We start from the raw sequence: 14,265 nt of genomic DNA on the forward strand, positions 1-14,265 counted from the left end.
CCAACCCTCGGTGCCGCTAAGGGAATAGTGCGCATATGAAAGATCACATTTTGTCCGTCAAAGAGAAAATTGGTTATGGCATGGGTGATGCCGCCAGCCACATTATTTTTGATAACGTCATGTTGTACATGATGTTTTTTTACACCGATATTTTTGGTATCCCCGCCGGCTTTGTCGGCACCATGTTCCTGCTGGCGCGCGCGCTGGACGCGATTTCCGACCCGTGTTTGGGTCTGCTTGCCGACCGTACCCGCAGCCGCTGGGGTAAGTTCCGCCCATGGATCCTCTTCGGCGCTATCCCGTTCGGCCTCGTCTGCGTGCTGGCCTACAGCTCGCCGGATTTAAGCCACAACGGCAAGCTGATCTACGCCGCCGTGACCTACACGCTGCTGACCCTGCTCTACACCGTGGTGAATATCCCTTACTGCGCGCTGGGCGGCGTGATCACCGACAACCCGACGCAGCGCATTTCGCTGCAGTCCTGGCGCTTCGTGCTGGCGACGGCGGGGGGCATGCTCTCCACCGTGCTGATGATGCCGCTGGTCAACTTTATCGGCGGCGAAGACAAAGCGCTCGGCTTCCAGGGGGGCATCGCGGTGCTGTCGGTGATTGCCTTCCTGATGCTGGCCTTCTGCTTCTTTACCACCAAAGAGCGTGTCGAAGCGCCGCCGAGCAGTACCTCGATGCGTGAAGACCTGCGCGATATCTGGCGCAATGACCAGTGGCGGGTGGTCGGCGTGCTCACCATCCTCAATATCCTCGCGGTCTGCGTTCGCGGCGGCGCGATGATGTATTACACCACCTGGATCATGGGCTCGGCGGCGCTGTTCACCGCCTTCCTCACGACCTACTGCGTCGGCAACCTGATTGGCTCGGCGCTGGCGAAACCGCTGACCGACTGGAAATGCAAAGTCAGCGTCTTCTGGTGGACCAACGCCCTCCTGGCGGTGCTCAGCGTGGCGATGTTCTTCGTACCGATGGACGCCGAAATCACCATGTTTGTCTTTATCTTCGTCATTGGCGTACTGCACCAGCTGGTGACGCCAATCCAGTGGGTAATGATGTCCGACACCGTCGACTACGGCGAATGGTGTAACGGCAAACGCCTGACCGGCATCAGCTTCGCCGGTACCCTGTTTGTGCTCAAGTTAGGGCTGGCGCTGGGCGGCGCGCTGATCGGCTGGATGCTGGCCGGCGGCGGCTATGACGCCGCCGCTAAAACCCAGAACAGCGCCACCCTCACCATCATTATCGCCTTGTTCACCCTCGTTCCGGCGGTGTGCTACCTGCTGAGCGCGGTGATCGCCAAACGCTACTACACGCTGAAAACGCCGTTCCTGAAAAAAATGATGGCCGAGCTGGCCGAGGGCGCGCGTCGCAACGAACAAGATTTCACCGCCGCCCCGATCGACAAAGAATGGCAAAACTAAGAGGACGTTTTAATGAAAATCAGTGATGGAAACTGGCTCATTCAACCAGGGCTCAACCTGATCCAACCCGTACAGGTTTACGAGGTGGAGCAGCAGGGGAATGAAATGGTGGTCTATGCCGCGCCGCGCGATGTCCGCGAACGCGCCTGGCAGCTGGATACGCCATTGTTCACCCTGCGCTTTTTCTCGCCGCAGGAAGGGATAATCGGCGTGCGTATGGAGCACTTCCAGGGCGCGCTGGATAACGGCCCGCACTATCCGCTGAACGTGCAGAAAGACGTCCATGTCGAAATAGAAAATACGGCCGGGTTCGCCGAGCTGAAAAGCGGCAGCCTCAGCGTGCGGGTGACTAAAGGCGAATTCTGGGCGCTGGATTTTCTGCGCGACGGCCTGCGTATCACCGGTAGCCAGCTAAAAAACAACGGCTACGTGCAGGATAGTAAGACCCAGCGCAACTACATGTTTGAGCGCCTCGACCTCGGCGTCGGCGAAACCGTCTACGGCCTCGGCGAGCGCTTTACCGCCCTGGTGCGCAACGGCCAGACGGTAGAAACCTGGAACGAGGACGGCGGCACCAGCACCGAGCAATCCTACAAAAATATCCCGTTCTATCTGACCAACCGCGGCTACGGCGTGCTGGTCAACCATCCGCAGCGCGTCTCCTTCGAGGTGGGCTCGGAGAAAGTCTCTAAAGTCCAGTTCAGCGTTGAAGGCGAATACCTCGAGTACTTCGTCATCGACGGCCCGACGCCGAAAGCGGTGCTTAACCGCTATACGCAGTTCACCGGCCGCCCGGCGCTGCCGCCGGCATGGTCGTTTGGTCTGTGGCTGACGACCTCGTTCACCACTAACTATGACGAAGCGACGGTGAATAGCTTTATCGACGGCATGGCTGAGCGCCATCTGCCGCTGCACGTCTTCCACTTCGACTGCTTCTGGATGAAGGCCTTCCAGTGGTGCGATTTTGAATGGGATCCGCTAACTTTCCCGGACCCGGAAGGGATGATCAAGCGCCTGAAGGCGAAAGGGCTGAAGGTCTGCGTGTGGATCAACCCGTACATCGGTCAGCGCTCGCCGGTGTTCAAAGAGCTGAAAGAGAAGGGTTATCTGCTGAAGCGTCCGGACGGTTCGCTGTGGCAGTGGGATAAGTGGCAGCCGGGGCTGGCGATTTATGACTTCACCAATCCGGAAGCCCGCCAGTGGTACGCTGACAAACTAAAAGGCCTGGTGGCGATGGGGGTCGATTGCTTCAAGACCGACTTTGGCGAGCGTATCCCGACCGACGTCCAGTGGTTTGACGGTTCCGATCCGCAGAAAATGCACAACCACTACGCCTTCATCTATAACGAGCTGGTGTGGAAGGTGCTGAAAGAGACCGTCGGCGAGCAGGAGGCGGTGCTGTTCGCCCGCTCCGCCTCGGTGGGCGCGCAGCAGTTCCCGGTGCACTGGGGCGGCGACTGCTACGCCAACTACGAATCGATGGCGGAAAGCCTGCGCGGCGGGCTGTCGATCGGCATGTCCGGCTTCGGTTTCTGGAGTCACGATATCGGCGGTTTCGAAAACACCGCGCCGGCCCACGTCTACAAGCGCTGGTGCGCCTTCGGCCTGCTCTCCAGCCACAGCCGGCTGCACGGCAGCAAATCCTATCGGGTGCCATGGGCCTACGATGACGAGTCCTGCGACGTGGTGCGCCACTTCACGCAGCTGAAATGCCGCATGATGCCGTATCTCTATCGTCAGGCGGCGCTGGCCAACGAGTGCGGCACGCCGATGCTGCGCGCGATGATGCTCGAGTTTCCGGACGATCCGGCCTGCGACTATCTCGACCGCCAGTATATGCTGGGCGATTCGGTCCTGGTGGCGCCGGTGTTCTCCGAGGCCGGCGAAGTGCAGTTTTATCTGCCGGAAGGGCACTGGACGCATCTGTGGCATAACGATGAATTGCCGGGTAGCCGCTGGCATAAGCAGCATCACGATGCGCTGAGCCTGCCGGTCTACGTTCGCGACAACAGCCTGCTGGCGCTGGGCAACAATGACCAGAAGCCGGATTACGCCTGGCATGAGGGCACCGCCTTCCAGCTGTTCCACCTTGAGGATGGACGCGAGGCACGCTGTGACGTTCCGGCGGCAGACGGCTCGACGATCTTCACCCTGAAGGCCAGGCGCCAGGGCAACGCCATCGCTGTGAGCGGCGAAGGCGAGGCCCGCGGCTGGACGCTGTGCCTGCGCAATATCCCGCAGGTCGCGGGCGTGCAGGGCGGTACGCAGACCGGTAGCGAACTGGGCGTGGTGGTGAGCGCCGAGGGCAATACGCTGACGATTACGTTGTAAATAGGTTAACAGCAGCAGCCCTCTTCGCCAGGCGGAGAGGGTTTTTTTATTCCATTTTTGTACAAAAAGTAACATTCATTTCATTGTGGTGACTCAGGCCGCAGACGCGGTTGTCGAACGGTGTTAGCGTATTCTGCCGCTGAGAGGAGCCCGCCATGGACGTAGAAAATATCTTTCGTGACGTGAAGCTAAGCAAAACGGAAATGACCGTGCTGCGCTTTATTCAGAACGACCCGGAGCAGTGTATCCGCCAGGGAGTTCGCGCTGTGGCCGAACAGTGCTACAGCAACCCCTCTTCCCTGGTCCGGCTGGCAAAGAAACTGAAGTTCAGCGGCTGGCTGGAGCTGGTTTACTTTATCAAGTTCAATATCACCATGCCGAAGCTCGATGTCACCAACGATATCGACTACATGAGCGTTCAGCCGGAAGAAGCGCTGACGCCGCTGCTGGCAAGCCTTAAACAGCAGCGCATCCTGATCCACGGCAGCGGCTTTTCACAGCTGATCGCCCAGTATATTTACAACAAGTTTCTCGTCACCGGCGTGAATGCCAGCCTGGCGCTGTGGCCCGATTACGAAATCCTCGAACAGAAAAACGCCGCCTGCTTCGACTCCATCTGGATCATTTCTAAATCCGGGCGCAGCAGCTCGGCGCTCAACTGGATTAAGGCCCTGGAGGGGAAGGAGATTAATCTGGTCTGCTTTACCGGCGACTACCAAAGCCCGCTGGCGCAGGCCGCGGATACGGCGTTTATTATTCACGACCCGCAGAAGTTCGATGATGATATTTACTGGAGCAACCCGTTTTTCGGCTACTGCATCTTAGGCTTTGAGCGACTATTGAAGATGTGGTTTACCAGCCTACGTAGCAATAGTTAGCCCCCGCTAAGCGCGGTGCGAGCGGGGGAATCCCATCGGCAGCGGATTACCGCCAGGCGGCGAACTGCTCATCGTCAAGATAGGCTTCGACCAGGGTTTTCGCCAGCGAATAGGAACCGATCAGCGGGTGCGCCATCAGCGCCCGCACCGCCAGCGATTTATCCTGCTGCAGGATCGCCGCCACCGCCAGCCGCTCATACTCCTTCACGCAGGCAATCATATTCTTCTGCGCCGTCGGTACCTTCACCGGCGTCACCGGCTTGAGGCCATCCCGGCTCAGGTCGCAGCTGATCTCGATCACGTCGTCCGGGCGTAAAAAATCGAGCGTGTCGTGATTCTGGATCGACACCACGATCCGCTTGGTGGTGGTGCTGTTCACCGCTTCCAAGATATCCAGCGCCACTCCGGCATAGCCGCCGGTGTCCGGCTCTTCGATAAACTGGCGCAGCGTCAGCGGTTCGCGGGTGTGGAATTTCTCCTGCCGGGATTCGTTCTGCATATAGCTGTTTTCCCGGCGTAGGTAATGCTGCATCCAGATGGTGAAGGCGGCCTCCGGTTGCGTTCTGGCATCCACGGTGCGCAGCGCCTCGCGCATCTCCTGATTGATGCGGGCGATCTGCTCTCCGCGCGTCTCGCCGGCCCCCTGAATCGCCTTCAGCGCCTCGTCGCGATAGTAGTAATAATAGAGATATTCATTGAGGAGTTGATTATCGCAAAGCCGTACCAGCTCCGGGGAGAAGTACTGCATCGCCGTCTTCTGGTACAGTTCCGGGCTGGCGATCAGCCGTTCGGTCACTTCTTCCCCACGGACGGTGAAGTGGGTAAACCAGGAGAAATGGTTCAGCCCATAGCATTCCACGCTGAGGTCGCGCTCCTCACAGCCAAGGATCGCCGGCAGTTCACGAATCAGCTCGGAGGGGGCATCGCAGATCCCATAGACCCGGCGCTTAAAGCCGGACTTAATAATCGCTTCCGTCACCAGACCTGACGGGTTGGTAAAGTTAAACAGAATGGCGTCTTCGGCGGCATGTTCTTCGATCAGCCGGCAATAGCGAAGGATCGCCGGGATCGAGCGCATGGCCATCGCGAAACCGCCGGCGCCGGTGGTCTCCTGGCCGAGAGTGTTATGCTCAAGCGCAATACGTTCGTCGCGAATGCGGCTTTCATCGCCGCCAACCCGCAGGGTGGTAATGATATAGTTGGCGTCCTGCAGCGCTGCGACCGGGTCGGTGGTGGTACTAAACTGAATATCCGGGCGAATGGTATTAAATACATAGCGGGCAATTTCGCCAAATATCGCCAGATTATCAGCAGAGTTATCGAGAAAAACGACTTCTGTTAAACCAATGCGGTGAGCGTTATAGGCCAGAGATTTCGCTAAAAATGCAGAGCGAACGCCGCCCCCGCCTAATACGGTTAATTTCATAAATACTCCTCATTAATTTTCTGCTAACCAGTTATCAACCCGGGAACGTACCTGTCCCACTTTGACGCCATAAATAACCTGAACTTCATTTCGATTGCGTACGACGCCGTTGGCGCCGGTATTTTTTAATTGCGTGTCATCAACCCGCGCCATATCGCGCACGGCCACGCGCAGGCGAGTAAAACAATTATCGACGGAGAGAATATTCTCCTTGCCCCCGAGGCCGCGGATAATGTCATCGGTGACCGACTGCGGTTGCGCGACTTTCTGGCGGTACTCTGCTTTGCTGTAGAGCTTCACGTTCTCGTCATCTTCCCGGCCCGGCGTTTTCAGGTTCAGCTTCACCACCAGGGTGCGGAAAATCACGTAGTAGACGGCGAACTGGCCGATACCGATAAGGACATAGCCCGGCCAGCGCGTTAAGGAGACCGGCAGCGGCAGGTTATAGATCAGAAACTCGATCAGGCCCGATGCTCCCCAGGGACGTACGGTGAATATGTCGCAAATGGCCTGCGAGGCGGCGGTTAACGTCGCGTGGATCACCCACAGCAGCGGTGAGACAAATAAGAAGGTGAACTCAATCGGCTCGGTGATGCCGGTCAGCATCGAGGTGATAATCGCCGGTAGCAGAATCGCCTTCGCCATCGCTTTCTTCTCCGGTTTCGCGGTGTGGTAGAACGCCAGCGAGGCGCCCGCCAGGCCAAAGATAGTGGTCATCCCTTGCTGCGAAAAACGTAATGCGTCGTTCATGACCGGCGTCAGGTCGGGATGGCGCATATAGGCGAGGAATATGGCCTGGGTGCCGGAGACCACCTGACCATCCACGTTCAGCGTGCCGCCAATCTGGGTGAGCTGGAAGGGGGACCAGACGAAATGGTGCAGGCCGGTGGGGATAAGGAATTTTTCAAAGAAACCATAGACGAAGACCCCGGCGACCCCGGCATTTTTCATAAAACCGGTGAGGGCGGAGATGCCGTGGGTCATAAAGGGCCAAATCCAGGTAAAGGCGATGGCGTAGAAGATAACCACCGGCGTCATCGCCACCAGCGTCAGCTTGGCGCCGCCGTACATCGACAGCGCGCCAGGCAGCTCAATGGCAGAGACTTTATTGTGCACCCACGCAATCGTGCAGCCGAGAATAATGCCCAGGAAAACGCCCATATCCACCACCACAAAGCCCAGCAGCTGGGTTTGCCCGGTGCCATAATATTCACCGTTAATTTTTTCGGCGAGTCCATGGGTGTGTTCCAGCCAGGAGTGGTTGGCGCCAAGAAACATAATAAAGCACATCACTGAAACCAGTGCGACTTCGGTTTTTTTATCCTTTGCCAGGCCATAGCTTATGCCGACGCAAAATAATAAGCCGAGGTTGCCAAATAAAGGCCAAAAGGTGTCGCCGAGCATTTGCCCAAGCTGATGTAAGAAACTGGTTTCAGCAATTAATGTCGGATTAGTTAATACTGAACTGAGGGCCAGAATTAAGCCAATGACCGGCAAGAACAATACGGCGCCGATCATGGCCCGGGAGAATTTTTGCATATTCTCCAGAATACGCTGACGTATTTCAGGCATGATTGATCCTTTTATATTTTTGTAGGTACAGGGAGCGGTTTTTTATCGACTTCCAGTGATTTGGTTATAGCAACTCTGATATTTGAAAGGAACCTGTTGCGCTAAATAGGTACAGATAGCCGCGTATTGCGCACAGGTTTCAGGACTCGCACCCCAACTCTCTCCCTGAAAGGGAGAGAGTTGTCAGAGTGGAGTTTTGCCGGGAAGCAATCCCTCTCCCCATAGAGGAGAGGGGAATGGGGCATCGCTATGGGGTGACGGGAGCGGGCGCTGGCGCGGCGGGGGCGGGGCTGACCTCGCCGTTGCGCATGATTTGCGCCACCTGCTGTTTCTCCATATTCACGGCGCTGAGCTGCCCGTTGACCGTCGGTTTGAGCGGGGCATCGGCCTGCACGCTGCCGCTGGCGGTCAGCTGGAGATTGCCATCCCCGCTTATAGGTAGCGACGGCCAGCCCCAGGCCTGCAGAATATTCAGCGGCACGCCGCGGCCGCTGAAGCTCAGATTGACCTGGCGCTGCGGCAGTTGGGATACCGCGGCGGTGGCCTGCAAAATGCCGCGCTCGGTGAAGGCGCTAAGCTCAGTGATATTGACCGTCGAGGCTGTGGCGTTCAGTTTGAGTGATGGGCGGCGCACGTCGATCCGGTTGAAAGTCGCCGCCGCGGCGTTCAGCGTCGCGCTGCCGTTCCATACTCCCCAGCTGCCGTTTTTCACCAGCTGTAGCTCGCCGCCATAGCCATCGAGGGCGGTAATTTGCCACGGGAAAGCAGGGTCCACATCGATGATCAGATTGCGGCTGGCGCTGAATTTTTTCAGCGTCAGGCTTTGCAGCCAGGCTGGCAGCGGCGTCATCCACAGCTGTTTCCAGTTCGCCGGCAGCGTGTACTCCAGTCCGGCGAAAGCGGTATCGTCGAGCACCAGGGCGTTCCCGGCGCGCAGCCAGTTGCCGGAGGTGCGCACCATGCCGCCCTCCCAGCGCGAGGAGAACTGGCGCAGCGCAATGCCCTGGGGAGAGAATTCGGCATTGAGGATCGGGTCGAAAAGATGCAGCGAACCGTAGATAAATTCGCTGGCGTTCATCGACAGCGTGCCGTCCTCGCTCTGCCAGCCGCCGTGGCTAAGGGTCAGGTTGCGCAGGCTCAGGTCGAGGTCGGTTACCGCCCAGTCCGGTCCCTGCAGGCGGGCGTCGGTGATGTCCAGGCGGCCAATCTGCAGAGAGGGGACCGTGGTTAACGGCGCGAAAAACTCGGCCAGCGAGGCGGGGCTCTGCAGTCGAATCTCGTTGAGCTGGAGGTTATCCACCCGCCAGCTGCCATCGGCGCTGCGTTTGGCATTGCCGGTTAAGGTGCCGCGGGCGACATCGGCGCCGAGGGTGGAGAGGGTGACCTCGCCCTGATCAATCTTACCCTGAATCAGAACGTTGCTGGCTTCGACGCCATTGAGCGTCATCGAGCCCGCGCTCATCTGGATCTGCGCCGTTTTCCCCAGCACATTGCCCGCCTCCGGCGTCCATGGGCTGACGCCGCCGGTGACGCGCTGCGCGCTGAGCGCCCAGCCGGTTTCCGGGCTGTTGAAAGCCATATTGCGCAACATCAGCCGGTCGGCAGCGAACGGCAGGTCTGCAGAGTGGGGTGACAGATTCAGAGTGCCGTCGTTAAGGACTATCTCATCCGCATGCAGCGGATCGCTAAACTGGCGGGTGCTGAAGCCAATGTCGACCGTTTTTGCCACCAAAGTGGCAGGCTTGCCTTCCCGACCAAAGGTGACGTTTCGCAACTGCACATGATGGGGGGAGGAGAAATCGTGCTCCATCTCATCGAAGGAGACCTGCCAGCCGGTGCCATTGCTGAGCCAGGCGCTGGCCTGGCGGGCGCCCCAGTGGGTTTGCAGCAGGAACCACGCGCCAATAATGACGAGCAGCAGAGCGACTAGCAGCCAGAGAATCAGCTTTCCAAGAAATTTCATGGTCTTCCATTCTGTGAGATGCACATCACCGTGTTATGCCCGATTTAGGCGCACTTCTCAAGGCAGGCGTGGTTTATTTCCGTGATGGGGCAGGTGGTTGGAGGACGTCCCGGCCGATGCGCGACCGGGAACGCATGAGATCACGCCTTTTCTGGCGGGAAAATTAAATTCAGAACAATCGCCGTGATACCGCCGGCGGCAATCCCGGAGGAAAGCAGGTTTTTCAGCCAGTCCGGGGCGAACTGCAGGATCAGCGGCTGCTGCGACACGCCGAGGCCTACCGCCAGCGACAGAGCGATAATCAGGATCGCTCGACGGTTCAGCGGTTCACGGGAGACGATGCGCACGCCGGACGCGGCGATGGTGCCGAACATCACCAGCGTGGCGCCGCCGAGCACTGGCTCAGGGATATGCTGGACAAAGCCGCTCACCGCCGGGAACAGGCCGAGGACGATCAGCATCAGGGCGACCACAAAGCCGACGTAGCGGCTGGCGACCCCGGTCAGTTGGATCACGCCGTTGTTCTGGCCGAAGCAGGAGTTCGGGAAGGTGTTGAAGACCGCGGAAACGAAGGAGTTCAGGCCGTTAGCCAGCACGCCGCCTTTCAGGCGCTTCATATACAGCGGACCCGAGACCGGCTGTTCGGAGACGTCGGAGGTGGCGGTGATATCGCCGATGGTTTCCAGGGAGGTGATCATAAACACCAGCATCAGGGGCAGCAGCAGACTCCAGTCGATGCCGAGGCCATAATAGAGCGGCGTCGGGACGGTGATGAGGCTGCTGTTGGTCGGGGCGGTGTTGGCTGGCAGCATATCGAGGAACCACGCCGCCAGATAACCGGCAGCCATGGCAATCACTAGCGAGGCGATGCGCAGGTACGGGTTGCGCTGGCGGTTGAGGATAATAATCAGCGCCAGCACGATACCCGCCAGCAGCAGATTTTTCGGCGCACCAAAGGTGTGGTCAGCCATCGCCGCGTAGCCGCCGCCGATGGAGGTCAGTCCGACCTGAATCAGCGACAGGCCGATAATCATCACCACCACGCCGGAAACCAGCGGGGTAATGATACGGCGCGCCAGGTGCAGGATCCGGGAGAGGACCATTTCGGTGCAGCTGGCCAGCATCAGGGTGCCGAAGAGGGCGGCCATCATGGTGGGGACGTCGGCGCCGCCGGTTTTCAAGGCGGTACCGCCCATGATCAGCGGGGCGACAAAGTTGAAGCTGGTGCCCTGGATGGAGAGCAGTCCGGAGCCGACCGGGCCCCAGGCTTTGATCTGAATAATAGAGGCGACGCCGGAGGCGAACAGCGACATGCTGATGATATGTTGGGTATCTTGCGCCGGGAGACCGAGAGCCTGGCAGATTAACAGCGCCGGGGTGATCACCGCGACAAACATCGCCAGCAGGTGCTGGAAGGCGGCGAACAGGGTTTGCGGTAGCGGCGGGCGATCTTCGAGGCGGTAGATTAATTCGCTGGCTGGTTTATGCGCAACCGGTTGCGCATTTTCTGACTCTGCGGTGTTAACGGACATCACAAGCAATCCCAAGGTGGCAAAGCGGGAATTTTATCGGACTGTAGACCAAAAGCAAACGTTTGCCAGCGTTTGCTCATAAAAATTTATACCGTGAATATGCGCAACGAGATAATTAACATTTTGTATGCTAAATCGCATCATTCAGGATACAAAATATCTTTTTCTGTCAATTTTTCCGCCGTTCTGCGTAAAATCCCCCTCTGACTCCTCATGATGAGAAGCTAAAGACACCAGGAATATCGTCGCGTGTGAATGGATCATGCGCCCATAAGGAGCTTTTTATGTTTCATCTCGATACCTTATCGACGCTCGTTGCCGCAACGCTCGTGCTGTTACTCGGCAGAAAACTCGTACAAACCGTTCCCTTCCTTAAGAAATACACTATTCCTGAACCCGTTGCCGGCGGTCTGCTGGTGGCGCTGGCGCTGCTGGCGCTGAAAAAAAGCATGGATATCGAAATTGATTTCGATATGAGTCTGAAAGATCCGCTGATGCTGGCGTTCTTCGCCACCATCGGTCTTAACGCCAACCTCGCCAGCCTGCGGGCCGGCGGCAAGGTGCTGGGCACTTTCCTGATCGTGGTGGTTGGCCTGCTGCTGCTGCAGAACGCCCTCGGTATCGGCATGGCGACGCTGCTGGGGCTGGATCCGCTAATGGGTCTGCTGGCCGGGTCGATTACCTTATCCGGCGGCCACGGCACCGGGGCGGCGTGGAGTAAGCTGTTCGTTGAGCGCTACGGTTTTGCCAACGCCACCGAGGTGGCGATGGCCTGCGCGACTTTCGGCCTGGTGCTGGGCGGCCTGATCGGCGGCCCGGTGGCGCGTTATCTGGTGAAGCACTCTTCCTCACCGGACGGGACACCGGACGATCAGGTGGCGCCAACCGCCTTTGAAAAGCCGGACGTGGGGCGGGTGATCACCTCGCTGGTGCTGATCGAAAGTATCGCCCTGATCGCCATCTGTCTGACGCTGGGCAAGGTGGTTGCGCAACTGCTGGCGGGGAGCGTCTTCGAGCTGCCGACCTTCGTCTGCGTGCTGTTTATCGGCGTGATCCTCAGCAACAGCCTGGCGCTGGCGGGGTTGTATCGGGTGTTCGATCGCGCGGTATCGGTGTTGGGCAACGTCAGCCTGTCGCTGTTCCTCGCCATGGCGCTGATGAGCCTCAAGCTGTGGGAGTTGGCCTCGCTGGCGCTGCCGATGATTATTATCCTGGCGGTGCAGGCGCTGGCGATGGCGCTGTATGCGGTGTTCGTCACCTATCGGATGATGGGCAAAAACTACGATGCCGCGGTGCTGGCAGCCGGGCATTGCGGGTTTGGCCTGGGGGCAACGCCGACGGCGATCGCCAATATGCAGGCGATTACCGACCGTTTCGGGCCATCGCATATGGCCTTCCTGGTAGTGCCGATGGTGGGGGCGTTCTTTATCGATATCGTCAACGCGCTGGTGATTAAGCTGTACCTGCTGCTGCCGATGTTTGGTTGATAAAAAACCCGGAAGCGGTGCTGCGCACCTGTCCGGGCTACAAGATCGTGCTGTTTGGGGTTTTGTAGCCCGGCTCAGGCGTTTACGCCGCAAGCCGGGAATAACTTCACAATCTTACGCTTCGTCGTGCTCTTCCCACGCTAACGCGCGTTTCACCGCTTTCTTCCAGCCGCTGTAACGATAGTTACGCTCAGTAGTTTCAATCCCCGGGCGGAATTCGCGCTCAATCACCGCTTTCTCCTGCAGTTCATCCAGATTCTGCCAGAAACCGACCGCCAGACCGGCCAGATAGGCCGCGCCCAGCGCCGTCACTTCGCGTACTTCCGGACGCTCGACACGGGTGCCGAGGATATCGGACTGGAACTGCATCAGGAAGTTGTTAGCCACCGCGCCGCCGTCTACGCGCAGGGCGTGCAGACGAATGCCGGAGTCAGCCTGCATCGCTTCCAGCACGTCGCGGGTCTGAAAGGCGATGGACTCCAGCGTCGCACGGATAATGTGGTTGGAGTTCACGCCGCGGGTGAGGCCGAAAATCGCGCCGCGGGCATACGGGTCCCAGTACGGTGCGCCAAGACCGGTGAACGCGGGTACCACGTATACGCCGTTGGTATCCTTCACTTTGGTGGCGAAGTACTCGGAGTCGAAGGCATCGCTGATGAGCTTCATCTCGTCGCGCAGCCACTGAATAGACGCGCCGGCCATAAACACCGCCCCTTCCAGAGCGTAGTTCACCTCGCCGCGCGGGCCGCAGGCGATGGTGGTCAGCAGACCGTGGGTGGAGGTGACCGCTTTTTCGCCGGTATTCATCAGCATAAAGCAGCCGGTGCCGTAGGTGTTTTTCGCCATCCCTTCTTTGACGCACAGCTGGCCGAACAGGGCCGCCTGCTGGTCACCGGCGATCCCGGCGATAGGAATACGGGTCCCGCCTTTACCACCGATGTTGGTCTGGCCGTACACTTCGGAAGACTTGCGCACTTCCGGCAGCATGGCGCGCGGAATGTCCAGCGCGTCGAGCATCTTGTCGTCCCAGTCGAGGTCGTGAATGTTGAACAGCATGGTACGCGAGGCGTTGGTGTAGTCGGTGACGTGCACGCGGCCCTGGGTCATCTTCCAGATAAGCCAGGTGTCAACGGTGCCGAACAGCAGCTCGCCGCGCTTCGCACGCTCACGGGAACCTTCGACATGGTCGAGGATCCATTTCACCTTGGTGCCGGAGAAGTACGGGTCCACCACCAGGCCTGTGGCCTTGCGGATATACTCTTCCATCCCGTCACGCTTGAGCTGCTCGCAGATCTCCGCGGTACGGCGGCACTGCCAGACGATAGCGTTGTAGATGGGTTTACCGGTCTCTCGCTCCCACACCACCACGGTCTCACGCTGATTGGTGATGCCGATGGCCGCGATCTGATCGGAGTTGATATCCGCTTTGGCCAGCGCTTCGACCAGCGTCGAGCTTTGGGAAGCCCAGATTTCCATCGGGTCGTGTTCGACCCAGCCTGGCTTAGGATAAATTTGTTCAAATTCTCGCTGGGAGACGCTGACGATATTGGCATCATGATCCATCACAACGGCCCGGGAGCTGGTAGTGCCCTGGTCAAGCGCAACGATATATTTTTTGTCGGTCATAGTCGGTGTCCCGTAGTCAG

At 58.7% G+C, this 14,265-nt stretch carries 9 protein-coding genes; 4 read left to right on the forward strand and 5 right to left on the reverse strand.

The genetic code is table 11. From position 1 onward, the window contains the following. Positions 1-35 precede the first annotated feature (35 nt). The 3 genes from KB892_RS26085 (at position 36) to KB892_RS26095 (ending at position 4,639) form a co-directional block, all read left to right on the forward strand. Complete coding sequence (locus tag KB892_RS26085) at positions 36-1,430, forward strand: glycoside-pentoside-hexuronide family transporter (protein ID WP_072354009.1); 1,395 nt, start codon at positions 36-38, stop codon at positions 1,428-1,430. Positions 1,431-1,442: 12 nt separating this feature from the next. Next, entirely contained in the window at positions 1,443-3,761 is a 2,319-nt protein-coding gene (gene yicI / locus KB892_RS26090) for an alpha-xylosidase (RefSeq protein ID WP_002922961.1), read from the forward strand. A gap of 155 nt (positions 3,762-3,916) precedes the next feature. Then, positions 3,917-4,639, forward strand: a complete 723-nt coding sequence (locus KB892_RS26095; protein WP_002922959.1) for a MurR/RpiR family transcriptional regulator — start codon at positions 3,917-3,919, stop codon at positions 4,637-4,639. Positions 4,640-4,685: 46 nt separating this feature from the next. Here KB892_RS26095 and KB892_RS26100 read toward each other — a convergent pair whose 3' ends face one another. The 4 genes from KB892_RS26100 to KB892_RS26115 form a co-directional block, all read right to left on the reverse strand. After that, the gene (locus KB892_RS26100) at positions 4,686-6,065 is read right to left on the reverse strand and encodes a family 4 glycosyl hydrolase (protein WP_002922956.1); all 1,380 of its coding nucleotides are present in this window, start codon (positions 6,063-6,065) and stop codon (positions 4,686-4,688) included. A gap of 12 nt (positions 6,066-6,077) precedes the next feature. Beyond that, the gene (locus KB892_RS26105) at positions 6,078-7,637 is read right to left on the reverse strand and encodes a PTS transporter subunit EIIC (protein WP_002922953.1); all 1,560 of its coding nucleotides are present in this window, start codon (positions 7,635-7,637) and stop codon (positions 6,078-6,080) included. A 247-nt stretch (positions 7,638-7,884) separates the two neighbouring features. Beyond that, on the reverse strand, positions 7,885-9,600 hold the full coding sequence (locus tag KB892_RS26110; RefSeq protein WP_004151506.1) for an AsmA family protein: 1,716 nt from the start codon (positions 9,598-9,600) through the stop codon (positions 7,885-7,887). A 140-nt stretch (positions 9,601-9,740) separates the two neighbouring features. Continuing rightward, complete coding sequence (locus KB892_RS26115) at positions 9,741-11,132, reverse strand: nucleobase:cation symporter-2 family protein (protein WP_002922950.1); 1,392 nt, start codon at positions 11,130-11,132, stop codon at positions 9,741-9,743. Between the two features lie 284 nt (positions 11,133-11,416). Here KB892_RS26115 and gltS point away from each other — a divergent pair, with 284 nt between their 5' ends. Beyond that, positions 11,417-12,619, forward strand: a complete 1,203-nt coding sequence (gene gltS / locus KB892_RS26120; protein WP_002922948.1) for a sodium/glutamate symporter — start codon at positions 11,417-11,419, stop codon at positions 12,617-12,619. A 114-nt stretch (positions 12,620-12,733) separates the two neighbouring features. Here gltS and glpK read toward each other — a convergent pair whose 3' ends face one another. After that, positions 12,734-14,245 carry a glycerol kinase GlpK gene (glpK, locus tag KB892_RS26125; RefSeq protein ID WP_002922944.1) on the reverse strand — a complete coding sequence of 504 codons (1,512 nt, stop codon included), beginning with the start codon at positions 14,243-14,245 and terminating at the stop codon, positions 12,734-12,736. Positions 14,246-14,265: the final 20 nt, after the last annotated feature.

Source organism: Klebsiella sp. P1927 (assembly GCF_018204675.1).
Lineage (GTDB): Bacteria > Pseudomonadota > Gammaproteobacteria > Enterobacterales > Enterobacteriaceae > Klebsiella > Klebsiella pneumoniae.